The organism is Bradyrhizobium sp. IC3195 (assembly GCF_020193585.1).
Classification (GTDB): Bacteria; Pseudomonadota; Alphaproteobacteria; order Rhizobiales; family Xanthobacteraceae; genus Bradyrhizobium; species Bradyrhizobium yuanmingense.
This window is the reverse complement of sequence record NZ_JADYVG010000003.1, coordinates 447,197-472,392: the sequence shown is the minus strand read 5'-3', so window position 1 is coordinate 472,392 and position 25,196 is coordinate 447,197. Positions and strand designations below refer to the sequence as shown.

Here is a 25,196-nt window from a genome sequence, read left to right as displayed (position 1 = left end):
AATCTGTGCGCAGTGCTGCCTCAATGGGCGAACGAACCCTTTGATGCGACGTGCAAATCGGCTGCCATTACGGGCAAGCACTGCTGCAAAATCAATTCGCGTTGCTATGATGTTTTGGCCCTGACTATAATCGGCAGTGATATGAACCTGCGTCAGCTCGAGATCCTTCGCGCCGTGATCCGCCACCGCACCACGGTGGCGGCGGCGGACGAGCTGGCGCTGTCGCAGCCGGCGGTCAGCAACGCGCTGAAGACGATGGAGGCGCAGGCGGGCTTTGCGCTGTTCGAGCGCGTCAACAACCGGCTGTTTCCAACCGCCGAAGCGATGGCGCTCTACAAGGAGAGCGAGGCGATCTTCGCGCTGCACGCCAAGCTCGAGAACCGCATGCGCGATTTGCGCGAGAACCGGTCCGGGCATCTCGCCATCGTGGCGACGCCGCCGCTCGCGTACAGCATCATTCCGTCCGCGCTGTCGGGCTTCCTGCGCCGCCGCCCGGAGACGCGGGTGTTCTTCGACGTACGGCGCTATGAGGGCATCATCGAGGGTGTGCTGAGCCGCGTCGCCGAGCTCGGCTTCGCGCTCGGCCTCACGCATCATCCAGGGATCGCGCACGAGGTGGTGCACACCGGCGAGATGGTCTGCGTGCTGCCGCCACAGCATCCACTCGCCGACCGGCCGATGATCTCCGCTTCCGATCTCTCCGGCCTGCCCTTCATTGGGCTCGAACGCGGCACGCGGCTCGGCGAAGCCGTGCGCGACAGCTTTGCCCGCGCCGGCGCGCCGTTCCGGCCGACGGTCGAGGTGCGCTACTGCAACACGGCCTGCGTGCTGGCCGCCGCCGGCGTCGGCGCGGCGGTGGTCGATCCTTTCTCGCCGCGGCAGAACGGCGGCAGCGGCCTCGTCGTCCGTCCGTTCACGCCGACGACGCAGGCGGTCGCCTATATGCTATGGTCTGAAGCCGAGCCGCTGTCGCGTCTGGCCAAGGCCTTTCTCAACGAGATCCGCAAGGAGAGCGCTCTGCTCGAGCGGGCAGCGCCGCACCAGCAACATGGGGCAGAAAGCGGCTGAGCTTCGCAACCTTTTGACCGGGAGGCCCATGGCACGCATCACCATCATCGAGACCGGAGAGGTGCCGCAAAAATACCGCGAGCGCCACGGTTCATTTCCGGACATGTTCGCGCGCATGATCCGCGCCGAGGAGCCGGCCGCGACGATCGAGGTCGTCAGCATCCCCAGCGGCGATGCGCTGCCCGATCCGAGCAAGCTCGAGGCCATCCTCATTACCGGCGCGGCGGCCGGGGTCTATGACGGGCTCGACTGGATCGCGCCGCTGGAAGATTTCGTGCGAACGGCTTACGCCAACAAGACACCGATGGTCGGTGTCTGCTTTGGCCACCAGCTGATCGCGCAGGCGCTCGGCGGCACCGTGCGCAAATCGGAGCATGGCTGGGGCATCGGCCGGCATGTCTATCAGGTGCTGCCGGAGAACGGCGTCATCGACGGTGAAGCGGTTGCGATCGCCGCCTCGCATCAGGACCAGGTGATCGAGCCGCCAAGCGATGCGCTGACGATCCTCTCCTCCGAATTCACCCCGCATGCCGGCCTGCTCTATGCCAATGGCGCGACGCTGACAGTGCAGCCGCATCCGGAATTCGATGTCGGGTTCGCGCAAGTGTGCTGCGATCTGCGCGATGGCAAGGCACCTGAGGATGTCGTTGCCACGGCGAGGGCGTCGCTGGCGGAGCCGATGGACAATGCGAAGCTCGGCGGGGCGATTACGCGGTTTCTGGCTAAGCGCACCTGACTACGAAGCTCGAGACGCACTCGTCTTCCCTTCTCCCCTTGCGGGAGAAGGTGGCGCGAAGCGCCGGATGAGGGGTTCTATCCATTCGCCGGACTGCTCGTGAGGAGAGAGACCCCTCACCCGTCTCGCCGCTATGCGGCGAGCCACCCTCTCCCGCAAGGGGAGAGGGTGAAGCAGCGGTCGCTTTGTTAATTTCAGAACGGCTCGCTTCCCAGCCCCGGCACATCGGCCGGCCGCGGGCCCGGCGCCGCCCAGTGAAACCGGCGATCCTTCTCCGCAATGGCGATGTCGTTGATCGAGGCCTCGCGCCGCTTCATCAGGCCGTGCTCGTCGAACTCCCATTGCTCGTTGCCGTAGGAGCGGTACCACTGGCCGCTTGCATCGTGCCATTCGTACTGGAAGCGCACCGCGATCCGGTTGCCGTCGAAGGCCCAGAGGTCCTTGATCAGGCGGTAATCCTGCTCCTTCTCCCATTTGCGGGTGAGGAAGGCGACGATGGCCTCGCGGCCCTGAAACACTTCCGAACGGTTGCGCCAGCGGCTGTCCTCGGTATAGGCGAGCGAGACCCGCACCGGATCGCGTGAATTCCAGGCGTCCTCGGCCATCCGGGCCTTTTGCGCGGCGGTCTCGCGGGTGAAGGGTGGAAGCGGCGGGCGCGACATGGTGGCCTCATCGGTGATCGGGACCGCGAATGTATCGTCGCAATTGGCGGAGTCGATAGGCGATCCGCTATCGAGCGATCACGAAACCAGATCGGCCTTCATCAGTTGGCGGATCGATTTCGGGATCGGCTGGGCGCGGCCGCCGCTGATGAAGGCAACGCGGACCTCGGCTTTCACCAGCACGTCATCACCGCGCCGCACCTCCTGCGCCAGCATGATTGACGCCCCTTTCACCGCGACCGGCCAGGTCACGACGTCGAGCACGTCGTCCATTCGCGCGGGCTTCAGGAAGTCCAGATGCATCGAGCGCACCACGAAGGCGAAGCCCGCGCCGTCCGTCTCGGTCTGCTCGAACAGCACCTGCTGCTCGGCACCCATCAGCCTGAGATGATTGGTGCGTCCGCGCTCCATGTAGCGCAGGTAATTGGCATGATAGACGATGCCGGAAAAATCCGTGTCCTCGTAATAGACCCGGACCTGCATGTGGTGGCGGCCGTCGCGGATCTCGCCGTCGAGATGAGCTGTCACGTCCGGAGCCTCTTCGCTGGTCGGTAACCGGCACGTTTTGCGCAAAAACAGCCGGACGCGCAAGCGTGTTAGGACACGACCGGTCCTGACCTTCCCAGCGTCACCTCGACGATCTCAGGCGGCACGCCGAAGCGGAGCGGCATGATGCTGCAACCGAGGCCGCCGGAGACGATGAGATCGCATTTCAGGCGGAAATGGCCATAGGCGAGCCGCAGACCGTTCTTGGGCGCGACGGCCGGCGACCAGCCGAGCAGGCGAACCTGGCCGCCATGGGTATGGCCGGACAATTGCAGCGCGACGCGCGCGGGCACGAGCGGAGCGACATTGGGCTCGTGCGCGAGCAGAATGACCGGCGCATCGTCGGTGATCTTGGCCAGCGTGGCGTTGAGATCGTCGGCACCGAAGTGCGCCATGCTCCGGAAGCGCCGCGCCGGCAGGAAGGCCAGTTGATCGCCGAGGCCGGCAAGCCAGAACGGACGGCCGTCCTTGGTAAGACGCACAGCATCGTTCTCGTAGACGGGAATGCCGGCCGTCTCCAGCGCCCGATGTGCGATGGTCGTCCCGTGCCCGGCCCGCTGCACGGTTCTGTCATCCCAATAGTCGTGGTTGCCCATAACGGCATGAACGCCGAGGGGCGCCTTCAGGCGCCCCAATACCCTTGCCCATTCGCTCGACGGAATGAAGCGCGTGACGTGGTGAAGGCCGGCGACATAGTCGCCGAGCAGCACGATGAGATCGGCGTTCAGCGCGTTGGTCCGGTCGACGATGCCCTCGATGCGCTCCAGCGACATCCAGGGATCGCAGGCATGGATGTCAGCGATGGCGGCAATCTTCAGCGGAAAATCCGCCGGCCACTGCCGCGGCATCGGATGATAGCGCGTGACGCGAAGGCGCAGCACCGGCTCGACACCGACGCCGTAGGCTGCGGTCGAGACGCCGAGGGCGGACAGACCGCCAATGGAACGGATAAGATGACGGCGCGTGATCATGGAAGCCCGATGATGATGCGGCGCCTTGATGATATCCGATTGGAGCGGAATTGGGGTGCGTTCGTGCAGATCGTCTGCACGAGGTTAACGGAAATTCATCAAGCCGGAACAGCGCGAGGTTCGGCAGATCACTCGTCGCTGTCATCCGTGCCGAACAGGCCGAACTGCGCCGCCGCATCGCGCGAGGGCTCGGCGAGACCGAGATGGCGGAAGGCGTGCGAGGTCAGCAGGCGGCCGCGCGGCGTGCGCTGCAGATAGCCGCACTGGATCAGATAGGGCTCGATGATGTCCTCGATGGCGTCGCGCGGCTCCGACAAGGCCGCAGCCATGGTCTCGACGCCGACCGGTCCGCCGCCATAGTTGAGCGCGATGGTCGAGAGATAGCGCCGATCCATCGCGTCCAGCCCTGCGGCATCGACCTCGAGCGCGCTCAGCGCATGGTCGGCAATCTTACGGTCGATCTTGTCGGCATCGGCCGCCGAGGCGAAATCGCGCACGCGGCGGAGCAGGCGGCCGGCGATGCGCGGCGTGCCGCGGGCGCGGCGCGCGATCTCGTTGGCGCCATCGGCGCTCATGCCGACGTTGAGCACGCGCGCGCCGCGGCTGACGATGCTCTCCAACTCCTCGATCGTGTAGAAGTTGAGCCGGACCGGAATGCCAAAGCGGTCGCGCAAGGGATTGGTGAGAAGGCCGGCGCGCGTGGTGGCGCCGACCAGTGTGAATTTCGACAGCTCGATCTTGACCGAGCGCGCCGCCGGGCCCTCGCCGATGATGAGGTCGAGCTGAAAGTCCTCCATCGCGGGATAGAGCACCTCTTCCACCGCGGGGCTGAGGCGATGGATCTCGTCGATGAAGAGCACGTCGCGCTCTTCGAGATTGGTCAAGAGGGCGGCAAGATCGCCGGCCTTGGCGATCACGGGCCCCGAGGTGGCGCGGAAACCGACGCCGAGCTCCTTCGCCACGATCTGCGCCAGCGTGGTCTTGCCGAGGCCGGGGGGACCGACGAACAGCACGTGATCCAGCGCCTCGCCGCGCTTGCGCGCCGCTTCGATGAAGATCGAGAGATTCTTGCGCGCCTGCGCCTGACCGACGAAGTCGGACAGCGATTGCGGCCGCAGCGCGGTGTCGCCGACATCGTCGCTGCGGCGCTCCGGCGAGACCATGCGGGGGGGAGTGGTCATGCGGAAGTCCTGCACAGTCGCTTGTCGATAAGAAGGGCAGCTTGAGCACCTGCAAAGAAGATCAAACTTACCACAAGCAAGACAAATGCCTCAGCCGGTTCACTCAGTGCTCTTCCAACAGAGCCAATCACCAGCGCCGAAAGCAAGCTTGCAACGAGAACGTTCCACCAGACAACGGAGCCTCGGATTTGCAGGAAGATTGCAACCATCAAGGCCACAACGGCCGCAGGCAAGAACAAGCCTTTCACGGCAAACCAGCTGAACCCGATCAGGTCGCGCGAGACCGAAAAGCATCGAATGACACGACTAAGAAAACAACCTGATGCCGAGAACGCCAGCATTGCAAGATACCCGGCAAAAAGTGTTCCGCAGAAGACGACGACGAACATACGGCCGAGGCGCCGCAAATGCTGGCGTGCCGCACCTTGACCCCACTCGGAGAGGCGCTGGCCGTTGTTCACTTGGCCAGTTCCTTCAAACCCAATCGAATCAGCTGCGCCGTCTCGGCGCCCTCACCCGCGCTGCGCGAGGCCGATGCAATCGCCGCGGCGGCCTGCGGCTGGCCGTAGCCGAGATTGACCAGCGCAGAGATCGCATCCGCGACGGGGCGCGGCGCGCGCTGGTCGTCGACGGCGCCGGCGAGATGCACGACGGCGGGATCGACATTGGCAAAGGCCGGCGCCTTGTCCTTCAATTCGGTGACGATCCGCTCGGCGACCTTCGGGCCGACACCGGGCGTTCGCGCCACCGCGGCCTTGTCGCGCAGCGCGATGGCATTGGCGAGATCGGCCGGCGACAGCGTGCCGAGCACGGCCAGCGCGACCTTGGCGCCGACGCCCTGCACGGTCTGGAGCAGGCGAAACCATTCGCGCTCCTGATCGGTGCGGAAGCCGAACAGCTTGATCTGGTCCTCGCGGACATAGGTCTCGATCGACAGCACAGCGGCCTCACCCGGCGAGGGCAGATGCTGCAAGGTGCGCGAGGAGCAATGTACCTGATAGCCGACGCCGCCAACGTCGAGGATGACGAAATCCTCGCCGTAGGAATCGATCAAGCCCTTGAGCTTGCCGATCATATCCCCACCACCTTCAGCCTGAGAGCGGTGCTCTGGCGGTGATGGGCGTGGGTGATGGCGATGGCGAGCGCGTCGGCTGCGTCCGCGGACGGCGGCTCAGCCTTCGGCAGCAGAATTTTCAGCATCATCGCGATCTGTTGCTTGTCGGCGTGGCCGGCGCCGACCACGGTCTTCTTGACCTGGTTCGGCGCGTATTCGGCGACAGAGATGCCGAACATTGCCGGCGCCAGCATGGCGACGCCGCGGGCCTGGCCGAGCTTCAGCGTCGCAACGCCGTCCTTGTTGACGAAGGTCTGCTCGACCGCGGCTTCCACCGGCCGGTGATCGGACAAGACGGAAGCGAGCCCTTCATGGATCGCGAGCAGGCGGCTCGCCAGCGGCAGATCGTCCGGCGGTTCCACCGAGCCGCAGGCGACGTAGATCAGGCGATTGCCCTCGGCCTCGATCACGCCCCAGCCAGTGCGGCGCAGGCCGGGGTCGATGCCGATGATGCGAACGGGGCCACGAATCGGGAGCGCAGTCATGCGCCAGTGATAGCGGCTGGCTGCCCTGGAGGAAACAGAAACAGAACGGAAGTAACAGGGGAAGTAGAGCCGTCGAGCCCTACCCGCCCATCTTCGCAACAAGCGCGTCCGACACCTCGAAATTGGCGTAGACGTTCTGGACGTCGTCGTGCTCGTTGAGCAGGTCCATCAGCTTCAGGAGCTTCTCGCCGGTCTCGTCGTCGACCGCAACCGTGTTCTGCGGCTTCCAGATCAGCGCGGCCTTGCGCGGCTCGCCGAACTTGGCTTCCAGCGCCTTGGCGACATCGCGATAGCTTTCTGTCGAGGCGTAGATCTCGTGACCGTTCTCGCCAGAGACGACGTCGTCGGCGCCGGCTTCGATTGCGGCATCCAGCACCGCATCGTCGGAGGCGACGCTGCGGTCGTATTCGATGATGCCGGTGCGGTCGAACATGAAGGAGACCGAGCCGGTTTCGCCGAGATTGCCGCCGGACTTGGTGAAGAAGGAGCGGATGTCGGAGGCGGCGCGGTTGCGATTGTCGGTCAGCGCCTCGACGATGACGGCGACCCCGCCGGGGCCGTAGCCCTCGTAGCGGATCTCGTCATAGTTTTCGCCGTCGCTGCCGAGCGCCTTCTTGATGGCGCGCTCGATATTGTCCTTCGGCATGTTCTCCTGCCGCGCCGCGATCACGGCGGCACGCAGGCGGGGGTTCATGGCGGGGTCGGGAGTGCCCAGCTTGGCGGCGACGGTGATTTCCCGCGCCAGCTTGCCGAACAGTTTCGACTTCTGGGCATCCTGCCGCCCCTTGCGGTGCATGATGTTCTTGAATTGGGAATGTCCGGCCATGCGTGGTCTCGTGATGGAAGCGTGCGCCAAGGTAAATGCGGGAAGCGCGGCCTTATAGGCCGCCAACCCACCGGAATCAAAGGGCTCGGCTGCGCCTGAGGTAGCACTGTAAAGGTAGCCGCCGTAACGGCGCCTGCCTAGATGGGCACCGTTAACCCTGATTTCATTCCGGACTGCGAAAATAGCGCCCGACCGTCCCCCGACAAGAGAGACCCGATGGCGTTCGGATTATTTCGGAAGCGTCTGCCGGACACGGCCGCGCCCGCGGCAGCCCCGGAGGCTGCGCAGCCGGCGGCCCCTGCCGCACCCGCCCCGACCGCCGAAAGTGATTCGGCCCGGGAAATCCTGGAATTGCTGGAACTCGAGCTCGGCGCCATGATCCGCCAGCTTGAGCGCGCCGCCAATTCGGTGGCTGGCGGCGCCGAGGCGACCGCGGCGACCCTCGCTGCCATTCGCGACCGCACCGACGCCCTGACCGGCCGGACCAACGCGGCGCAATCCACCGCCTCCACCTTCGCCCATGCCGCCGACAAGTTCACCCAGTCCGCGCAAGGGATTGGCGCGCAGGTCCGGGAAGCCGGCAAGCTCGCCGACGAGGCCAGCGCCGCCGCGCAGGAAGCCCGCGCCAATGTCGACCGCCTGCGCGAATCCTCCGCCGCCATCGGCAACGTCGTCAATTTGATCGCGCAGATCGCGCGGCAGACCACGCTGCTCGCGCTCAACTCGACGATCGAGGCCGCGCGCGCGGGCGCAGCCGGAAAAGGCTTTGCCGTCGTTGCCACCGAGGTCAAGGCGCTCGCGGTGCAGACCCAGAGTGCGACCGAGGAGATCACGAAGAAGATCGACGCATTGCAGCGCGACGCCGCCGGTTCGGCGGACGCCGTGCACCGCATCTCGCAGGCGATCGAGGCGATCCGTCCGGTGTTCGACACCGTCAACGGCGCGGTCGCCGAGCAGAATGCCACGACCAGCGAAGTCTCCGGCAATGCCGCCAGCGCCTCGGAGTTCATCATCTCGGTCGGCGAGAGCGCGGCCGAGATCGACGCGGCGACCAAGGCGGCCGAGACCCATGGCGAGAGCGTCGCCAGCGCCGGCAAGGCCGTCACCACCTTCGCCCAGAAGCTGAAATCGCGCTGCGCGGTGCTGCTGCGCCAGAGCGAGCACGACGACCGCCGCAAGACCGAGCGGCTGCCCTGCCACCTCAAATTCGAGACCGCGCGCGGCGTGATGCCGGTCTATGAAATCGCGATGGAGGGTGTGCTGATCGGCGGCGCGGACGCGAGCCGGCTCGCACCGCAAGCGACGATCGAAGGCAGCTTAGAGGACATCGGCGCCTGCCGCTTACGCGTGATCGAGCAATCGAAGGCCGGCGCCCGCGCGCAATTCGTCGGCGCCACCGCCGCTCTCAACGAGAAGATCGAGGACAAGCTCTGGTCGATCCATGAGGAGAACACCGAGTTCGTCACCCGTGCCATGGAAGCCGGCAATGCGCTGACGCAGATATTCGAGCAGGCGGTTGCGCGCGGCGAGGTCAAGCTCGACGACCTCTTCGACACGGACTATTTGGAAATCGCCGGCACCAATCCGCAGCAATACCGCACCAAATATCTCGACTGGGCCGACCGCGCCCTGCCGCCGTTCCAGGAAGCCTTTCTGGCGCGGGAGTCGCGGATGGCGTTCTGCGCCATGGTCGACCGCAACGGCTTCTTGCCGGTGCACAACAAGATCTATTCGCATCCGCAGCGGCCAGGCGACGTCGCCTGGAACACGGCCAACAGCCGCAACCGGCGCATCTTCAACGATCCGGCGGGGCTGGCCGCCGCGCGCAACCTGCGATCGTACCTGGTCCAGAGCTATGCGCGCGACATGGGCAACGGGAACACGGTGATGATGCGGGAGATCGACGTCCCGATCCGCGTGCAGGGCCGGCACTGGGGCGGCTTCCGCACGGCCTACAAGCTGTAGCGCTCCCGCGCGTGCACGCACCTGCACGCACCTGCACTCCTGGGCAAGACGCCGGGCGCGAATCATCCTCTAAGGTCGGATCTGGAATCGGAATGCCGCCAAGGAGCCGATCAACGGCTCCGACTGGAGAGAGACCGTACATGTCCTCTGCACAACTTGCCGTATTGGACACTGCCTCCAACCGGACGCTGGCCGAACGCCTGATCGACCAGCTCGCCGACCGCATCGGCGGTCTCGGCGTCGAGCTCGCCGACATCGCCGGCAACGTCCAGGACGTCGCCAACCGCGTCGCGAGCCAGTCGGAACGGTTTCACCATTTGCAGAAGACGGCCGAGAGGATGGTCTCTGCCAACCACGACATCGCCAACGCCTCGCAGGCGGTGCAAACCACGACGTCGGCCGCGGTCGGCGAGATCGCGCAGTCTCGCGGCGCGGTCGACACCGCGGTCAGCCACATCTCCGAGCTCGTCGCCGCGGTGGAGCGGATCGAGGCGCGCCTCAGCGCCGTCGGCGAGGCGCTGGCGCAGGTGGCGAAGGTCTCCGGCTCGATCGAGGCGATCGCCAAGCAGACCAATCTGCTCGCGCTCAACGCCACCATCGAGGCCGCGCGCGCCGGCACTGCCGGCCGCGGCTTCGCGGTGGTCGCAAGCGAGGTGAAGAACCTCGCGGAGGCCACGCGCCAGGCCACGCATGAGATCTCCGACACCGTGCGCGATCTCGACGGCCAGATCGAAGGCCTGATCGGCGAGAGCAGCGACGCCTCGCAGCGCGCCAAGACCGCCGGCGAAGGCGCGCAAGCGATCTCCGGCATCATCTCGCGGGTCCAGCAGGGCTTCGCCTCGGTCGAAGCCGAGATCGACGGCGTCGCGCGCGCGGCGACCTCCAACCTCGGCCACTGCGACACCGTGATCAGCGAGCTCAACGAGCTCGCCAAGGGCGTCGACCTCTCCTCGCGCGACCTCCGAAGCGCCGACGAGCGGGTAGCAAAGCTGCTCGACGCCTCCGAAGGCCTGATCGCGCTGATCGCCGACAGCGGCGTGGAGACGTCGGACGCGCCGCTGATCCGCATCGTCGTCGACACCGCGAAGCGGATCTCGGCCGAGTTCGAAGCTGCGATCGACCGCGGCGAGATCACGCTCGACCAGCTCATGGACGAGACCTACCGCGAGATATCAGGCACCGATCCGAAGCAGTACCTCACCAATTACGTCGAGTTCACCGACCGCGTGCTGCCCGCGATCCAGGACCCGATCCAGAAGACCGATCCGCGCATCGTGTTCTGCGTCGCCTGGGCGCGGGGCGGCTACCTTCCGACCCACAATCCGAACTACCGCCTGCCGCAGGGCAAGGACCCGGTCTGGAACAACGCCAATTGCCGCAACCGCCGCCTGTTCACCGACCGCGCGGTGAAGAAGGTCGCGGCCAACACAAAACCCTTCCTGCTGCAAACCTATCGCCGCGACATGGGCGGCGGGCAGTTCGTGCTGATGAAGGACCTGTCCTCGCCGATCATGATCCGCGGCAAGCACTGGGGCGCCTTCCGGATGGGCTTTCGCCAGGGCTGACGAGGACGCTCCGGCATCTTCGAAACAAAAGCTCGAAAACAACCCCATGCACAGTAGCCGGGGCGTGTGGAATCAATGGCTTGCGCCGGCAGGCCGTGGCGCGCGTTGACCCGTCGGGCAAAACAGGGGTAGAATGCTATTATTCCGAAATTGTGGGCGGTTCTCACCGCCGCCTGCCGAGCACCAAAAGCCGCCTGCACTGGCGCGGCGGCCGACGTTGCCGTAGAAATGCCGCCGCGCATTCGGAGCGCGAACCCGAACACAACAAGCTGGTTTTTCGATGGCCTGTCCACCCGCCCAAATCGGCGCGCCGTTTTCCGAGATCGATACACCGGCGCTGATCATCGACCTCGACGCTTTCGAGCGCAATCTCGACACGATGGCGGCGGCGGTGAGCAAGCTCGGCGTTCGCTTGCGTCCGCATGCGAAGACCCACAAATCACCGATCATTGCGGCCAAGCAGATAGCGCGCGGCGCAATCGGCATGTGCTGCCAGAAGGTCGCCGAGGCCGAGATCCTGGTTGCGGGCGGGGTGAGCGACGTGCTCGTCAGCAACGAGGTGGTGGGCCTGCGGAAGCTGGAACGGCTCGCAGGCCTCGCGCGCCACGCACGCATCAGCGTTTGCGTGGACGATGCGATCATGGTCGAGCAACTGTCGCACGCCGCGGAGCGGGCAGGATCGCAAATCGAAATCCTGGTCGAAATCGACGTCGGCGCCGGTCGCTGCGGCGTCAGGCCGGGGCCGGCGGCGGCCACCCTGGCGCGGCAGGTGGCGGCTTCACGCTTCCTATCGTTCGGCGGCTTGCAGGCCTATCACGGCTCTGCGCAACATTTACGCACGCCGGAGGAGCGGCGCGCTGCCATCGCCGGTGCCGCGAACGCGACCGCGGAGACACTGCGCGTCCTCAAGGACGCGGGCTTTCAGTGCCGGACGATTGGAGGTGCGGGAACCGGCACATTCGAGCTCGAAGGCGCGAGCGGCATCTGGAACGAATTGCAGGCGGGCTCCTATATCTTCATGGACGCCGACTACGCCAAGAACCTCGCCGACGGGGCGCGCAACGCCAATCCGTTCGAGCATGCGCTGTTCGTGATCGCGACGGTGATGAGCACAGGCGCCGGCGAACACGCGGTCATCGATGCCGGCCACAAGGCTCTGTCGAACGACAGCGGATTTCCGGTCGTGCTCGGCCGGCCCGATCTGCGCTATCATCGGCCCTCTGACGAGCATGGCTTGCTCGATTTCGATAGCGCTTCGTCGCGACTGGCGATCGGCGACAAGGTGACGCTGATCCCCGGCCATTGCGACCCGACCGTCAATCTCTACGACTGGTATGTCGGCGTGCGCGGCTTCAACACGCCGGATGCCCGCGTGGAGGCACTTTGGCCAGTCGCGGCGCGGGGCGCGGTCACCTGAGATTGACGCGTGATTGCGCGCGACGCCGTAGCGCCCGGCCACTATCCTGTGCTGCATCTTAGAATGAATGTGGCCGACGCCATCGACGACTTGGAGACGATATCATGAGCGCAGACTCGGAAATCAAATCTGCGGGCGCCAACATTCAGGCAAGCACTATCAGCACCATTGTACTTGGCTTTGCAGCCGATCCGATGGCGCGTTGGGTTTGGCCCGATTCATCCGAATATCTCAGGATTATGCCTCAATTCGTCAAGGCATTTGGCGGACGGGCATTCGAGCATGGCACAGCTTACATCACAGAAGGGGCTCGCGCGGCCGCCCTGTGGCTGCCGCCCGGCGTCGAGCCCGATGAAACGGCCATGGACGCACTCATGGCGCAATCCCTGCGTCCGGAGATCGCCGATGATATTGGACACATGCTCCAGGGAATGGCCGAACATCATCCCCACGAGCCCCATTGGTATCTGCCTCTCATTGCCTCCGATCCGAACTGGATCGGCCAAGGTCTCGGCACATTGTTGATGAAGCACGCTCTTCGACGATGCGACGAGGAGGGCATCGCCGCCTACCTCGAAAGTTCGAATCCGCGAAACATCTCCCTTTATGAACGCCACGGCTTCAAGATCATCGGCGAGATACAACATGGTTCTTCGCCGACGATGACACCAATGTTGCGGACAGCTTCTTGAACGGAATCCAATCTGTCGAAGAGAAGGGCTCGCAGCCGCCAATGACTGTTGACTTCCGCTTGTGGCCCAAAGCGGAGTTCCCTTTTTGCCCGTCGATGTCCGCTGCTGAGGGCAAAGTTTGATATAATCGTCCGGGGACGACACCGGGTGATTTCGCTCGCGCTTCAGCTCAACCAGAATTTCGGCGTCGTCGGCTCCAGCCTTCCACCCACGCGCACCGGCGCGATCTTGAGCGCGAGCCCTGTCGCATCGTCCGTTTCCACGGCGACGCCGCTGAGCGTCGCGGCGCCTGCGGCCGGCTCGAAGCGGCCGGACGGAATTCCTGATGTGAACCTCCGCAGCGGCTCTTCCTTCTGCATGCCGATGATGGAATCGTAATCGCCGGTCATGCCGGCGTCGGTCATGTAGGCGGTGCCGCCTGACAGGATCTGGTGGTCGGCGGTCGGCACATGCGTGTGCGTGCCGACGACGAGGCTGGCGCGGCCGTCGCAGAAGAAGCCGATCCCCTGCTTCTCGCTTGAAGCCTCGCAATGGAAATCGACGACGATGGCGTCGGCGGCGACGCCGAGCGGACAGGCGCCAAGCTCGCGCTCGAGCGCGGCGAAGGGATCGTCGAACGGGGTCATGAAGACGCGGCCGAGCGCGTTGACGACGAGGGCGTGCTTGCCGTTCTTGGTCTCGACCAAGGCGGCGCCGCGGCCGGGCGTGCCGCGCGGATAGTTGGCGGGGCGCACCAGGCGGTCGGCGCGCTCGATGAACACCAGCGCCTCGCGCTGGTCCCAGGAGTGATTGCCGAGCGTCACCGCGTCGGCGCCGGCCTCGAGAAACTCCTGGTAGATCGCTTCCGTGATGCCGAAGCCACCGGCCGAATTCTCGCCGTTGACGACGACGAGATCGAGCGACCAGTCCTTGACCATGCCGGGCAGATATTCGGAGACGGCCTCGCGTCCGCTACGGCCGACGACGTCACCCACGAAGAGAATGCGCAACTTCAGAACTCCGGAAATCGAACACGTCCGATTCCGTTAGCACATAATCGAGCGCCACGTCGTGGGATAGTGCCGGAACCGCCTCGATCTCCTGCACTGCAAACGCAAGGCCGATGCCGACGATGTGCTTGGATTTGCGCAAATGCGCGAAGGTGAAATCGTAATGCCCGGCGCCATAGCCGATGCGATGGCCGAGGCGGTCGAAGGCGGCGAGCGGCGTCAGCATGATGTCGGGAATGACTTCGGCCGCAGCAGGTGAAGGTTCGGGAATGCCGAGCGGGCCGAGCATCAGGCGGTCGTTCGGATGGAAGAGACGGAAGATCAGCGACTGGCCGCGCGCGGTAACGCAAGGCAGCGCCAGCCTGGCGCCCTCTTCCGCGAGCCTCGCAAGCAGCGGCATCGGATCGATCTCGCTGCGGATCGGCGAATAGCCGGAGACGATGCTGCCGGGCAGCAGCTTGAACGGCAGCCCACGCTTGGCGAGCTTTGCGGCGGCAGCGATGCGTTTCTTCTCGCTCAGCGCATCGCGCTTGGCGAGGGCTTTGGCACGGAGCTCGGCTTTGGAGTTGGGCATGCGCTTTGGTCCCCACGTCATCACCCGCGAATGCGGTTGATCCAGTATTCCAGAGGCGGTGGTGATTCACACAAGGGCCGCGGCGTACTGGATTCCCCGCCTTCGCGGGGAATGACACCTGTTGAATTGGCCGCAGTCGTTTCAACAAGCACAAACGAAGCAAACGAAAGTGCGAAGCCGCGAACGCCGTTGAAGCACTCGATCCCGGAGTTCCCTACGAAAGTAGGTGGGCACCATATGTCCGAGCCCACGGGCCCGGCCAGGGACAGTTCCCTAAAGGATCGATAAGGCCCCGGGGATATATGGCTCCTGACGCACGTCGCAGCCTCGCGCAGGCAATGTAACAACTGTACTGACGAATCGCCAGTGCGACGAGAGTGCGGCTTCCGCTGCGCGCTTTCTTACCCTCCCCTGGAGGGGTCCGGGACGAGCGAAGCTCGCCCGTGGGTCGGCTCACATGGAGCGCAGCGAAATGTGAGACGGGGTGGGGTGATCTCTCCCCACGGGCACTGTTCGTGTGGAGAGATCACCCCACCCCGCTCGCGCTACGCGCGATCGACCCTCCCCCTCGGGGGCCCTCCAGGGGAGGGTAAGGGCACGGCTCCTATCGAGCTTCAGCCGATCGCGATGCCGTTCCCCACCGTCCGGTTCAGGACCTGGGTCGACTTCTCGATGCGCTCGGCGGCGGCGTTCAGCGCGTTGACCACCGCGGTCTGCGTCATCCTGGCGCGCTCGACGGCGGCATTGCGGAAATCCCTGAGCTCGGTCAATTCCTGCTCAAGGGTGCGGACGCGGTTGGTGGTGTCGATCAGCTCATCGCACACGGTGAGCGCAGCCATGACGGTGAGGCGCGCATCGCCGATCTCGCCGAACTTTCCGCGCAGCGACTGGATGCGCGTCTCCAGCGTCTCGGCGAGCTTGAGCAGCCGCACCTCCTGGCCCTCCTCGCAGGCCATGCGATATTGCCGGCCGTTGATGGTGACGTTGATGTGGCTCATCCGTCCTCTCCGGTATCGAGCACCGAGCGTATCGTCACGATCGCGGAATCCAGCCGGTCAGAAATCTCGCGATTGGTGCGCTCGAGCTTGCGTGCCTTCACCAGCGCGCCGTCGAGCTCGTCGGCAAGACGCGAGCGATCCGCGCCGAGCGCCTGGATGCGCGCCGCAAGCTCGTTCTCGTCGCGATCGGCATCGCGACGCCGCTCCACCGCACTTTCGAGCGCATCGAGCGCCGCCATGAGTCTGCGGGTCGCAATCTCGATCTCGACGGCGGACGACTCCGTCATGGCGGAACTGTTGGATACGCGATCGTTCATGCAGTCAGCGGCGGAACCTGGCGGCCTTTGCCCAGTGGCCTTTCCCTGGAGCTTGCCGTCCGGCAAAAGACTCGGTTCGGCAAGCGGTTAGAAGCAGAAATTTACAAAGCAAGCTAGCCAAGCGCAACGCCGCCGCAAAACTATGCACTGTTCAATCGGGACGACGTGTCGCTGCGTCGCTTCCGCCCGGCGCGATCCCGGCGGAAAACCGATGTCCACACAGGCAACTTTTGCGGCCAAACCGGCGTTCGATTGCCTTGGACTCCCGGAACCGAGGTGCTATCCCAGCGCCAACCTTCAGTGGCCGCCAGGCTTCTCCCCGCGCGGGCAACCATCGCCAAGCGCTTCATTTCAGACGGATTTCAGACATGACGCAGGTCGATCACACCCGTATGGCCAACGCGATCCGCGGCCTTTCGATGGACGCTGTCGAGAAGGCGAAATCGGGCCATCCCGGCCTGCCGATGGGCGCCGCCGACATCGCCACCGTGCTGTTCACGCAGTTCCTGAAATTCGATGCCACTGCGCCCGCCTGGCCGGACCGCGACCGCTTCGTGCTCTCGGCCGGCCACGGCTCGATGCTGCTCTATTCGCTGCTGTATTTGACCGGCAATGCCGAGATGACGCTGGACCAGATCAAGCAGTTCCGCCAGGTCGACTCGCTGACCCCCGGCCACCCCGAGAACTTCCGCACCAATGGCATCGAGACCACCACCGGCCCGCTCGGCCAGGGCATCTCGACTGCGGTCGGCATGGCGCTGGCCGAAAAGATGCTCGCCGCCGAATTCGGCAAGAAGATCGTCGACCACCACACCTATGTGCTCGCCTCCGACGGCGACCTGATGGAAGGCGTGTCGCAGGAAGCGATCGCGATGGCCGGCCACTGGAAGCTCAACAAGCTGATCGTGCTCTACGACGACAACGGCATCTCGATCGACGGCCCGACCTCGATCTCCGATTCCGTCGACCAGGTGAAGCGCTTCAAGTCGGCGGGCTGGGCGGCCGAGAAGATCGATGGCCACGACCAGGCCGCGATCGCCGATGCGATCACGCGCGCGAAGAAATCCAGCAAGCCGACGCTGATCGCCTGCCGCACCACGATCGGCTTCGGCGCGCCGCACAAGCAAGGCACCTCGAAGGTGCACGGCGAAGCACTCGGCGCCGACGAGCTCAAGGCTGCCAAGGAAAATCTCGGCATTTCGCTCGAGCCGTTCGCGGTCGCCGACGACGTGCTGAAGGCATGGCGCGCGGCCGGCAGCCGAGGCGCCGCGGCACGCCAGGAATGGGAAGCGCGGCTCGGTGAGCTCGGCAGCCGCAAGCGCGCCGAGTTCGAGCGCCGCCTGCGTCACGAGCGTCCCGCTTCGCTCGCCAAGGCGGTTCGCGCCTACAAGAAGGAGCTGCTGGAAAAGCCGATGACCGCGGCCACCCGCAAGTCGTCGGAAGCGGTGATCGAAGTCATCGCCGGCGCCATGCCGATGGAATTCCTGGCAGGCTCGGCCGACCTCACCGGCTCCAACAACAACAAGGCGAAGTCGGCGACCGCCTTCTCGGCCAAGACGCCGAAGGGCCGCTTCATCCATTACGGCATCCGCGAGCACGGCATGGCGGCCGCGATGAACGGCATTTTCCTGCACGGCGGTTTCGCGCCGAACGGCGCGACCTTCCTCGTCTTCACCGATTATGCGCGTCCGGCGATGCGCCTTGCCGCGCTGATGGGCGCCGGCGTCGTCTACGTCATGACTCATGACTCGATTGGCCTCGGCGAAGACGGCCCGACCCATCAGCCGGTCGAGCATCTCGCAGCGCTCAGAGCCATTCCCAACATGCGCGTGTTCCGTCCCTGCGATGCCATCGAGGTCGCTGAGTGCTGGGAGCTCGCGCTCAACCGCGTCGATGGCCCGACCGTGCTGGCACTGACGCGGCAGAACCTGCCGCAGCTGCGGACCACCGCACCGAACGACAATCCCTGCGCGGCTGGTGCCTACGAGTTGGTCGCCGCCCAGGGCGAAGCCAAGGCGACGCTGTTCGCCTCGGGCTCGGAGGTCGAGATCGCGGTCGCGGCCCAGAAACAATTGGCGGAACGCGGCGTCGCTTCGCGCGTTGTCTCCGTTCCCTCGCTGGAGCTGTTGTTAGCGCAACCAGAGGCCAAGCGCGCCGCCATCATCGGCAACGCGCCGGTGAAGATCGCGATCGAGGCCGCCGTGCGCTGGGGCTGGGACGCCGTGATTGGCCAGGATGGCGAATTCATCGGCATGCATTCGTTCGGCGAAAGCGGCCCTGCCAAGGAGCTTTACAAGCATTTCGGCATTACCGCCGAGGCCGCGGTTAACGCTGTGCTGAAGCGCGTTTCCTGAGAGTTGAGCTTGCCGCAAAAAAGGACTACCTAATCTCCCATATGATCAAGCACCGCCCGGCCGAACCGGGCGTCCGCCCCTAAAAAACCCTCGCAGGCGCGTATAGCGCGTTGTGCGGGATGACAACGGTCATTGAAGGAGACGAAACATGGCAGTCCGCGTCGGAATTAACGGTTTTGGCCGCATCGGCCGCAACATCCTGCGGGCTATCGCCGAGTCCGGCCGCAAGGACATCGAGGTCGTCGGCATCAACGACCTCGGCCCGGTCGAGACCAACGCTCATCTCCTCCGCTTCGACAGCGTCCATGGCCGCTTTCCCGGCACCGTCACCGTCGACGGCGACTCCATCAGCCTCGGCAACGGCAAGATCAAGGTGACCGCCGAGCGCGATCCCTCGAAGCTGCCCTGGAAGGATCTCGGCGTCGACATTGCTATGGAATGCACCGGCATCTTCACCTCGAAGGACAAGGCTAGCGCGCATCTGACCGCCGGCGCCAAGCGCGTGCTGGTCTCCGCGCCCGCCGACGGCGCCGACGCCACCATCGTCTACGGCGTCAACCACGACACGCTGACCAAGGATCACCTCGTCGTCTCCAACGGCAGCTGCACCACCAACTGCCTTGCGCCGGTTGCCAAGGTGCTGAACGATCTCGTCGGCATCGAGACCGGCTTCATGACCACGATCCACGCCTATACCGGCGACCAGCCGACGCTCGACACGATGCACAAGGATCTCTACCGCGGCCGCGCGGCGGCGATGTCGATGATCCCGACCTCGACGGGTGCTGCGAAGGCGATCGGCCTCGTGCTGCCCGAGCTGAAGGGCAAGCTCGACGGCGTCGCGATCCGCGTGCCGACCCCGAACGTCTCGGTCGTCGACCTCAAGATCGTCGCCAAGCGAGCCACCGACGCCAAGGAGATCAACGCGGCGATGAAGCGCGCCAGCGAGCAGCAGCTCAAGGGCATCCTCGGCTACACCAATGCGCCGAACGTCTCGATCGACTTCAACCACGACCCGCACTCCTCGACCTTCCACGAGGACCAGACCAAGGTGCAGAACGGCACGCTGGTGCGCGTGATGTCCTGGTACGACAACGAGTGGGGCTTTTCGAACCGCATGGCGGACACCGCCGCCGCGATGGCGAAGGTGATCTGAGGGAAGCCAAGGTGCTTCCTCACTGGATTGGCATCCCTGGCGTCATACTGTTGATCGCGTTGATCGCGTACGGATTTCGCCGGGGCCTCGCAGTGAAGTCTCCGAAAGACGGTGGAGGGAGCGGCGACCACGGCCATTCGCCTCCCCCCGATTCCGACACTCCGACGCACGGATGATGAACGATGCCCGCTAAATTCCGCACCCTCGACGACGTCGACGTGAAGGGCAAGCGCGTGCTGCTGCGCGTCGACCTCAACGTGCCCATGGAGAGCGGGCGCGTCACCGACGCCACCCGGCTCGAGCGCGTGGCGCCGACCATCACTGAGCTCGCCGACAAGGGCGGCAAGGTCATCCTGCTCGCGCATTTCGGCCGGCCGAAGGGACGCGACGCCAAGGACTCGCTCAAGCCCGTCGCGGAGGCGCTGGCGAAGGTGGTGAAGAAGCCCGTCGCGTTTGCCGAGGATTGCATCGGCGAGCCCGCGGCCAAGGCGGTCGCCGGCCTGAAGGATGGCGACATCCTGTGCCTGGAAAACACCCGCTTCCACAAAGAGGAAGAAAAGAACGATCCCGCCTTCGTCGCGGAACTCGCGAAGCTCGGCGACATCTGGGTCAATGACGCGTTCTCGGCCGCGCACCGCGCCCACGCCTCGACCGAAGGTCTCGGCCACAAGCTGCCGGCCTATGCCGGCCGCACCATGCAGGCCGAGCTGGACGCGCTGGAGAAGGCGCTGGGCTCGCCGAGCAAGCCCGTGATCGCCATCATCGGCGGCGCCAAGGTCTCGACCAAGATCGACCTGCTGGAAAACCTCGTCACCAAGGTCGACGCGCTCGTGATCGGCGGCGGCATGGCCAACACCTTCCTGCACGCGCAGGGCGTTGCGGTCGGCAAGTCGCTGGCCGAGAAGGATCTTAGCCCCACCGCGCTGCGCATCATGGAGAAGGCGGAAGCCGCCAATTGCGCCATCATCCTCCCGGTCGACGCCACCGTCGCCTATCACTTCGCCGCCAACGCGCCGTCGCATGCCTATGGACTCGATGCGATCCCGGCCGACGGCATGATCCTCGACGTCGGCCCGCAATCGATCGCGCGCGTCCATGCCGCGATCGACGATGCGGCGACGCTGGTCTGGAACGGCCCCCTGGGCGCATTCGAGATGCAGCCGTTCGACCGCGGCACGGTCGCGGCCGCCAAGCACGCCGCCGAGCGCACCAAGGCCAAGAAGCTGATCTCGATCGCGGGCGGCGGCGACACCGTCGCGGCGCTCAACCAGGCCCATGTGGCCGGTGACTTCACCTATGTGTCGACCGCGGGTGGCGCGTTCCTTGAATGGATGGAAGGCAAGCCCCTGCCCGGCGTTGAAGTTCTGCGTAGCAAGTAATCAAGCGGCCTTTGAGGCCCCAACGGGAGACAAAGACAGATGGCTCGGATCACGTTACGTCAATTGCTCGACCACGCGGCGGAGAACGATTACGGCGTACCGGCCTTCAACATCAACAACATGGAGCAGGCGCTGGCCATCATGGACGCGGCCAACCAGGTCGATGCGCCCGTCATCATCCAGGCCTCGCGCGGCGCGCGCTCCTACGCCAACGACGTCATGCTCAAGCACATGATGGACGCGGTGACCGAGATCTATCCGCACATTCCGGTCTGCGTGCATCTCGACCACGGCAACGAGCCGGCGACCTGCATGACCGCGATCCAGGCCGGGTTCACCTCGGTGATGATGGACGGCTCCCTCAAGGCCGACGGCAAGACCCCCGGCGACTGGGGATACAATGTCGGCGTCACCAAGACCGTCACCGACATGGCCCATCTCGGCGGCATCTCCGTCGAGGGCGAGCTCGGGGTGCTCGGCTCGCTCGAGACAGGCATGGGCGACAAGGAAGACGGCCACGGCGCCGAAGGCAAGCTCAGCCACGACCAGCTGCTGACCAATCCGGACGAGGCCGTCAAGTTCGTGCAGGAGACCAAGGTCGACGCGCTCGCGATCGCGATGGGGACGTCGCATGGCGCTTACAAGTTTACCCGCAAGCCCGACGGCGACATCCTCGCCATGAACGTGATCGAGGAGATCCACCGCAAGCTGCCGAACACGCATCTCGTCATGCACGGCTCCTCCTCGGTGCCGCAGGATCTGCAGGACATCATCAACGCCTATGGCGGCAAGATGAAGCCGACCTGGGGCGTGCCGGTGGCCGAGATCCAGCGCGGCATCAAGAACGGCGTGCGCAAGATCAACATCGACACCGACAACCGCATGGCGATGACCGGCCAGATCCGGAAAGTTCTGAAGGACAACCCGGAAGAGTTCGATCCGCGCAAGTACCTGAAGCCGGCGATGGAAGCCATGACCAAGCTGTGCAAGCAGCGCCTGCAGGAGTTCAACACCGCAGGCCAGGCCTCCAAGATCAAGAAGGTGCTGACCACCGCCGAGATGGCCAAGCGCTACGCCAAGGGCGAGCTCGATCCCCGGGTCGCGTAAGGCCTCCGTCACATCCTCCCGTCATTCCGGGACACGCGAAGCGTGGGCCCGGAATCCATAACCACAGCCTGGGGTTATGGATTCCGGGCCTGCGCCTTTCGGCGCATCCCGGAATGACAGAAAGACCCTTTACCCTGCGACGAACGATAACTCGGCAATTGCCCGAGAACGGTCTATTTTCACGGGCAAGGGCAGAATCGTTTTGGGAGGACCTCTCGATGAATCTGACTGAGCTCAACAAGATCGCGACCGCCATGGTGGCGCCCGGCAAGGGCATCCTTGCTGCCGACGAATCCTCCGGCACCATCAAGAAGCGCTTCGACGCCATCGGCGTGGAATCGACCGAGGAGAACCGCCGCGACTATCGCGAGATGCTGTTTCGCGCCAAGGACGCCATGAGCCAGTACATCTCCGGCGTGATCCTCTATGACGAGACGATCTGGCAGAATGCCAAGGACGGCACGCCGCTGGTCAAGCTGATCGAGCAGGCCGGCGCCATTGCCGGCATCAAGGTCGACGAAGGCACGCAGGCCTTGCCGATGTGCCCGGGTGAAACAGTCACGGTCGGGCTCGACAAGCTCGCCGAGCGCCTAAAGAAATATCACGAGCGCGGTGCGCGCTTTGCCAAATGGCGCGCGGTGATCGACATCGGCAGCGGCATTCCCTCGATGACCGCGATCAGCGTCAATGCCCACGCGCTGGCGCGCTATGCCGCGCTGTGCCAGGCCGCGCAGATCGTGCCGATCGTCGAGCCGGAGGTGCTGATGGACGGCGACCACGACATCGAGCGCTGCTATGAGGTGACACAACGCGTGCTCAACAAGACCTTCCAGGAATTGCGCGTGCAGCGCGTGGCGCTGGAAGGCATGGTGCTGAAGCCGAACATGGCAATCGCCGGCAAGAAATGCGCAAAGCAGGCCTCGGTCGAGGAGGTCGCGGAGAAGACGATACGGCTGCTCAAGGCCTGCGTGCCGGCGGCGGTGCCCGGCATCGCCTTTCTGTCCGGCGGCCAGTCGGACGAAGAGGCGACCGCGCATCTCAACGCCATGCACAAGCTCGGTCCGCTGCCCTGGGGCCTGACCTTCTCCTACGGCCGCGCGCTGCAGGCCGCGCCGCAGAAGGCCTGGTCGGGCAAGCCTGAGAATGTCGCGGCCGGCCAGCGCGCCTTCAGCCATCGCGCCCGCATGAACGGCCTCGCCTCCAAGGGCGAATGGCAAAGCAGCCTGGAACAGAAGGCAGCCTAGACCTTGTCGAACAAACCGCCTCCGCCGCGCCCGGCGCCGCGTCTCTATCTCGCGACGCCCGTCGTCGATGATCCCGCGACGCTGGTCGCCGCGCTGCCGGGGCTGATCGCGTCCGCCGACATCGCCGCCGTGCTGCTGCGGCTGAAGGAGACCGATCAGCGCGGCATGATCTCGCGCGTCAAGGCATTGGCGCCGCCGGTGCAGAAGGCGGGCGCGGCACTCCTCGTCGACGGCCATCCTGATATCGTCGCGCGCGGCGGCGCCGACGGCGCGCACCTGCCCGGGATCGCCGCGCTGAAGGAGGCCCTGCCGTCGCTCAAGCCGGATCGCATCGCCGGTGTCGGCGGGCTGACGACGCGGCACCATTCCATGGATGCGGGCGAGATGGGCGCGGATTACGTGCTGTTCGGCGAGCCCGATGCGAAAGGCCAGCGGCCGTCGTCGCAGGCGATCGCCGAGCGGCTCGACTGGTGGGCCGAGCTGTTCGAGCCGCCCTGCGTCGGCTTTGCCACCACGCTGGACGAGGCCTACGATTTCGCCGCCAGCGGCGCCGATTTCGTGCTGGTCGGCGACTTCATCTGGGCCGATCCGCGCGGGCCCAAGGCCGCACTGATCGAGGTCGATGCCGCGATCAAGAAGGCCCATGCGACGGCGCTGGCCGGCCAAGATCCTGCGGGCCAAGATCCTGCGAGCCAGGAGCACGGCTAGCGCCCGACATGAAGCTCCCCTGCATCACCATGCTGGCCACGCTGCTGCTGACAGTGCCCGCGGCCGCGCAGCTGCAGATCACCCCGCCGGCGACGACGCCGAGCGCACCGGCAGAGAAGCAGAAGCCAAAGCCGCCCGCCCCTGCCAAGAAGAAAGAGGCAGCACCGGCGCCGAAGCCTACGGCATCTCCCAAGCCGTCCGCTTCGCCCAAGCCGGCAACCGTGATCCCCGCGCCGCCGTCCGACGATCCCAACGTCGACCTCGTGTTCGGCGCCTATCAGCGCGGGCAATACAAGACCGCGTTCGAGCTCGCCACGGTGCGCGCACAAGCGGGCGATGCCAAGGCGATGACCATGCTCGGCGAGCTCTATTCCAATGCCATGGGCATAAGGCGCGATTACGCCAAGGCGGCCGAATGGTACAAGCGCGCGGCCGATGCCGGCGATCGCGAGGCGATGTTCGCGCTCGCCATGCTGCGCATCTCCGGCCGCGGCGGCCCGGTCGACAAAAGCGAGGCGGTCAGGCTGATGGCCTCCGCCGCCAAGCTCGGCGAGCCCAAGGCGGCCTATAACCTCGCCCTGCTCTACCTGGACGGCCAGACCCTGCCGCAGGACGTCCGACGTTCGGCGGAACTGCTGCGCCAAGCCGCCGATGCAGGCCTGCCCGAAGCGCAATACGCGCTCGCGACCTTCTACAAGGAGGGCACCGGTGTGCCGAAGGACCCCGAACGCGCGGTGCGGCTGCTGCAGGCCGCCGCGATCGCCGACAATGTCGATGCCGAGGTCGAATATGCCATCGCGATGTTCAACGGCACCGGCACGCCGAAGAACCAGCCTGCAGCCGTCGCCCTGCTTCGCAAGGCCTCCCGCCAGGGCAGCGCGATCGCGCAGAACCGGCTGGCCTGGGTGCTGATCAACGGCGTTGGCACGCCCGTGGACAAGATCGAGGGCTTCAAATGGCACCTGGTGGCCAAGACGGCCGGCAAGGGCGACCCCGAGCTCGACAAGCAGCTCTCCGATCTGCCGGCCGATGACCGCGCCAAGGCCGAGGCCGCTGCCAGGAAGTGGCTCGGGTCCAAATGACTTGACGCGGGGCCCCTCACGGGGCACCCAGTCCCCCAAACAGGCGCGTTTCCGCGCCCC

25 protein-coding genes and 1 other RNA gene are annotated in these 25,196 nt (G+C 65.4%); 13 read left to right on the top strand and 13 right to left on the bottom strand.

Annotated elements, in window-relative coordinates; translation table 11 throughout:
* The first annotated feature begins 141 nt into the window (after positions 1-141).
* Positions 142-1,068: a LysR family transcriptional regulator gene (locus tag I6F09_RS09545; RefSeq protein ID WP_225156784.1), complete on the top strand. Its 927-nt coding sequence runs from the start codon at positions 142-144 to the stop codon at positions 1,066-1,068.
* Between the two features lie 28 nt (positions 1,069-1,096).
* Positions 1,097-1,804, top strand: coding sequence for a type 1 glutamine amidotransferase (locus I6F09_RS09540; protein WP_225151187.1), 708 nt, complete (start codon positions 1,097-1,099; stop codon positions 1,802-1,804).
* Between the two features lie 194 nt (positions 1,805-1,998).
* Here I6F09_RS09540 and I6F09_RS09535 read toward each other — a convergent pair whose 3' ends face one another.
* The 8 genes from I6F09_RS09535 to I6F09_RS09500 form a co-directional block, all read right to left on the bottom strand.
* The gene (locus tag I6F09_RS09535; protein ID WP_035998395.1) at positions 1,999-2,466 is read right to left on the bottom strand and encodes a nuclear transport factor 2 family protein; all 468 of its coding nucleotides are present in this window, start codon (positions 2,464-2,466) and stop codon (positions 1,999-2,001) included.
* Between the two features lie 78 nt (positions 2,467-2,544).
* Positions 2,545-2,994: a tol-pal system-associated acyl-CoA thioesterase gene (gene ybgC / locus I6F09_RS09530; protein ID WP_197960645.1), complete on the bottom strand. Its 450-nt coding sequence runs from the start codon at positions 2,992-2,994 to the stop codon at positions 2,545-2,547.
* Positions 2,995-3,062: 68 nt separating this feature from the next.
* Complete coding sequence (locus I6F09_RS09525; RefSeq protein WP_225146416.1) at positions 3,063-3,983, bottom strand: metallophosphoesterase; 921 nt, start codon at positions 3,981-3,983, stop codon at positions 3,063-3,065.
* A gap of 128 nt (positions 3,984-4,111) precedes the next feature.
* Positions 4,112-5,164: a Holliday junction branch migration DNA helicase RuvB gene (gene ruvB / locus I6F09_RS09520; protein ID WP_035998383.1), complete on the bottom strand. Its 1,053-nt coding sequence runs from the start codon at positions 5,162-5,164 to the stop codon at positions 4,112-4,114.
* A complete protein-coding gene (locus tag I6F09_RS09515; RefSeq protein ID WP_225187933.1) occupies positions 5,161-5,625 on the bottom strand; it encodes a hypothetical protein in 465 nt (154 codons plus the stop codon). Before I6F09_RS09515 ends, ruvB begins: the two co-directional genes overlap by 4 nt.
* The gene (gene ruvA / locus I6F09_RS09510; RefSeq protein WP_035998377.1) at positions 5,622-6,239 is read right to left on the bottom strand and encodes a Holliday junction branch migration protein RuvA; all 618 of its coding nucleotides are present in this window, start codon (positions 6,237-6,239) and stop codon (positions 5,622-5,624) included. Before ruvA ends, I6F09_RS09515 begins: the two co-directional genes overlap by 4 nt.
* Positions 6,236-6,763 carry a crossover junction endodeoxyribonuclease RuvC gene (ruvC, locus tag I6F09_RS09505; protein ID WP_225187932.1) on the bottom strand — a complete coding sequence of 176 codons (528 nt, stop codon included), beginning with the start codon at positions 6,761-6,763 and terminating at the stop codon, positions 6,236-6,238. The genes ruvA and ruvC overlap by 4 nt, the downstream gene beginning before the upstream one ends.
* 79 nt (positions 6,764-6,842) lie before the next feature.
* Positions 6,843-7,589 (bottom strand): YebC/PmpR family DNA-binding transcriptional regulator, encoded by a 747-nt coding sequence (locus I6F09_RS09500; RefSeq protein WP_035998371.1) that lies wholly within the window; start codon positions 7,587-7,589, stop codon positions 6,843-6,845.
* Positions 7,590-7,805: 216 nt separating this feature from the next.
* Between I6F09_RS09500 and I6F09_RS09495 the strand changes: the two genes are divergently transcribed.
* The 4 genes from I6F09_RS09495 to I6F09_RS09480 all read left to right on the top strand — a co-directional run bounded on the left by I6F09_RS09495 (position 7,806) and on the right by I6F09_RS09480 (position 13,228).
* Positions 7,806-9,554, top strand: coding sequence for a methyl-accepting chemotaxis protein (locus I6F09_RS09495; protein ID WP_225187931.1), 1,749 nt, complete (start codon positions 7,806-7,808; stop codon positions 9,552-9,554).
* A 140-nt stretch (positions 9,555-9,694) separates the two neighbouring features.
* The gene (locus tag I6F09_RS09490) at positions 9,695-11,119 is read left to right on the top strand and encodes a methyl-accepting chemotaxis protein (RefSeq protein WP_225187930.1); all 1,425 of its coding nucleotides are present in this window, start codon (positions 9,695-9,697) and stop codon (positions 11,117-11,119) included.
* 280 nt (positions 11,120-11,399) lie between these two features.
* Complete coding sequence (locus tag I6F09_RS09485; RefSeq protein ID WP_225187929.1) at positions 11,400-12,536, top strand: DSD1 family PLP-dependent enzyme; 1,137 nt, start codon at positions 11,400-11,402, stop codon at positions 12,534-12,536.
* 104 nt (positions 12,537-12,640) lie between these two features.
* Entirely contained in the window at positions 12,641-13,228 is a 588-nt protein-coding gene (locus I6F09_RS09480; RefSeq protein WP_085971997.1) for an N-acetyltransferase, read from the top strand.
* Positions 13,229-13,392: 164 nt separating this feature from the next.
* Here I6F09_RS09480 and I6F09_RS09475 read toward each other — a convergent pair whose 3' ends face one another.
* The 5 genes from I6F09_RS09475 to I6F09_RS09455 all read right to left on the bottom strand — a co-directional run bounded on the left by I6F09_RS09475 (position 13,393) and on the right by I6F09_RS09455 (position 16,076).
* A complete protein-coding gene (locus I6F09_RS09475) occupies positions 13,393-14,217 on the bottom strand; it encodes a TIGR00282 family metallophosphoesterase (protein WP_035998346.1) in 825 nt (274 codons plus the stop codon).
* A complete protein-coding gene (locus I6F09_RS09470) occupies positions 14,195-14,791 on the bottom strand; it encodes a 5-formyltetrahydrofolate cyclo-ligase (RefSeq protein ID WP_225187928.1) in 597 nt (198 codons plus the stop codon). The genes I6F09_RS09475 and I6F09_RS09470 overlap by 23 nt, the downstream gene beginning before the upstream one ends.
* Before the next feature lie 170 nt (positions 14,792-14,961).
* Positions 14,962-15,122, bottom strand: a non-coding RNA gene (gene ssrS, locus I6F09_RS09465) — 6S RNA.
* 283 nt (positions 15,123-15,405) lie between these two features.
* On the bottom strand, positions 15,406-15,789 hold the full coding sequence (locus I6F09_RS09460) for a cell division protein ZapA (protein WP_035998340.1): 384 nt from the start codon (positions 15,787-15,789) through the stop codon (positions 15,406-15,408).
* Positions 15,786-16,076, bottom strand: a complete 291-nt coding sequence (locus I6F09_RS09455) for a DUF4164 domain-containing protein (protein ID WP_011084341.1) — start codon at positions 16,074-16,076, stop codon at positions 15,786-15,788. The genes I6F09_RS09460 and I6F09_RS09455 overlap by 4 nt, the downstream gene beginning before the upstream one ends.
* A 398-nt stretch (positions 16,077-16,474) precedes the next feature.
* Here I6F09_RS09455 and tkt point away from each other — a divergent pair, with 398 nt between their 5' ends.
* The 7 genes from tkt (at position 16,475) to I6F09_RS09420 (ending at position 25,136) form a co-directional block, all read left to right on the top strand.
* Positions 16,475-18,460, top strand: a complete 1,986-nt coding sequence (gene tkt / locus I6F09_RS09450) for a transketolase (protein ID WP_225153012.1) — start codon at positions 16,475-16,477, stop codon at positions 18,458-18,460.
* Between the two features lie 148 nt (positions 18,461-18,608).
* Positions 18,609-19,616 (top strand): type I glyceraldehyde-3-phosphate dehydrogenase, encoded by a 1,008-nt coding sequence (gene gap, locus I6F09_RS09445; protein ID WP_035998321.1) that lies wholly within the window; start codon positions 18,609-18,611, stop codon positions 19,614-19,616.
* Between the two features lie 182 nt (positions 19,617-19,798).
* Positions 19,799-20,995, top strand: coding sequence for a phosphoglycerate kinase (locus I6F09_RS09440; protein WP_109142460.1), 1,197 nt, complete (start codon positions 19,799-19,801; stop codon positions 20,993-20,995).
* A gap of 39 nt (positions 20,996-21,034) precedes the next feature.
* Positions 21,035-22,102, top strand: coding sequence for a class II fructose-bisphosphate aldolase (gene fba, locus I6F09_RS09435; protein ID WP_035998315.1), 1,068 nt, complete (start codon positions 21,035-21,037; stop codon positions 22,100-22,102).
* Between the two features lie 218 nt (positions 22,103-22,320).
* Positions 22,321-23,346: a class I fructose-bisphosphate aldolase gene (locus I6F09_RS09430; RefSeq protein WP_225187927.1), complete on the top strand. Its 1,026-nt coding sequence runs from the start codon at positions 22,321-22,323 to the stop codon at positions 23,344-23,346.
* 3 nt (positions 23,347-23,349) lie between these two features.
* Positions 23,350-24,054 carry a thiamine phosphate synthase gene (locus I6F09_RS09425; protein ID WP_225187926.1) on the top strand — a complete coding sequence of 235 codons (705 nt, stop codon included), beginning with the start codon at positions 23,350-23,352 and terminating at the stop codon, positions 24,052-24,054.
* 8 nt (positions 24,055-24,062) lie between these two features.
* The gene (locus I6F09_RS09420) at positions 24,063-25,136 is read left to right on the top strand and encodes a Sel1 repeat protein (RefSeq protein ID WP_035998306.1); all 1,074 of its coding nucleotides are present in this window, start codon (positions 24,063-24,065) and stop codon (positions 25,134-25,136) included.
* Positions 25,137-25,196: the final 60 nt, after the last annotated feature.

Bases quoted from the DNA above. Each gene is read 5' to 3' on its own strand.
- I6F09_RS09485 (WP_225187929.1), top strand. From the start codon at position 11,400: ATGGCCTGTCCACCCGCCCAAATCGGCGCGCCGTTTTCCGAGATCGAT.
- I6F09_RS09525 (WP_225146416.1), bottom strand. From the start codon at position 3,983: ATGATCACGCGCCGTCATCTTATCCGTTCCATTGGCGGTCTGTCCGCC.
- gap (WP_035998321.1), top strand. From the start codon at position 18,609: ATGGCAGTCCGCGTCGGAATTAACGGTTTTGGCCGCATCGGCCGCAAC.
- ruvC (WP_225187932.1), bottom strand. From the start codon at position 6,763: ATGACTGCGCTCCCGATTCGTGGCCCCGTTCGCATCATCGGCATCGAC.
- I6F09_RS09490 (WP_225187930.1), top strand. From the start codon at position 9,695: ATGTCCTCTGCACAACTTGCCGTATTGGACACTGCCTCCAACCGGACG.
- I6F09_RS09540 (WP_225151187.1), top strand. From the start codon at position 1,097: ATGGCACGCATCACCATCATCGAGACCGGAGAGGTGCCGCAAAAATAC.
- I6F09_RS09500 (WP_035998371.1), bottom strand. From the start codon at position 7,589: ATGGCCGGACATTCCCAATTCAAGAACATCATGCACCGCAAGGGGCGG.
- I6F09_RS09420 (WP_035998306.1), top strand. From the start codon at position 24,063: ATGAAGCTCCCCTGCATCACCATGCTGGCCACGCTGCTGCTGACAGTG.
- I6F09_RS09440 (WP_109142460.1), top strand. From the start codon at position 19,799: ATGCCCGCTAAATTCCGCACCCTCGACGACGTCGACGTGAAGGGCAAG.
- fba (WP_035998315.1), top strand. From the start codon at position 21,035: ATGGCTCGGATCACGTTACGTCAATTGCTCGACCACGCGGCGGAGAAC.
- I6F09_RS09545 (WP_225156784.1), top strand. From the start codon at position 142: ATGAACCTGCGTCAGCTCGAGATCCTTCGCGCCGTGATCCGCCACCGC.
- I6F09_RS09480 (WP_085971997.1), top strand. From the start codon at position 12,641: ATGAGCGCAGACTCGGAAATCAAATCTGCGGGCGCCAACATTCAGGCA.
- I6F09_RS09535 (WP_035998395.1), bottom strand. From the start codon at position 2,466: ATGTCGCGCCCGCCGCTTCCACCCTTCACCCGCGAGACCGCCGCGCAA.
- I6F09_RS09460 (WP_035998340.1), bottom strand. From the start codon at position 15,789: ATGAGCCACATCAACGTCACCATCAACGGCCGGCAATATCGCATGGCC.
- ruvB (WP_035998383.1), bottom strand. From the start codon at position 5,164: ATGACCACTCCCCCCCGCATGGTCTCGCCGGAGCGCCGCAGCGACGAT.
- I6F09_RS09455 (WP_011084341.1), bottom strand. From the start codon at position 16,076: ATGACGGAGTCGTCCGCCGTCGAGATCGAGATTGCGACCCGCAGACTC.
- I6F09_RS09495 (WP_225187931.1), top strand. From the start codon at position 7,806: ATGGCGTTCGGATTATTTCGGAAGCGTCTGCCGGACACGGCCGCGCCC.
- ruvA (WP_035998377.1), bottom strand. From the start codon at position 6,239: ATGATCGGCAAGCTCAAGGGCTTGATCGATTCCTACGGCGAGGATTTC.
- I6F09_RS09470 (WP_225187928.1), bottom strand. From the start codon at position 14,791: ATGCCCAACTCCAAAGCCGAGCTCCGTGCCAAAGCCCTCGCCAAGCGC.
- I6F09_RS09430 (WP_225187927.1), top strand. From the start codon at position 22,321: ATGAATCTGACTGAGCTCAACAAGATCGCGACCGCCATGGTGGCGCCC.
- tkt (WP_225153012.1), top strand. From the start codon at position 16,475: ATGACGCAGGTCGATCACACCCGTATGGCCAACGCGATCCGCGGCCTT.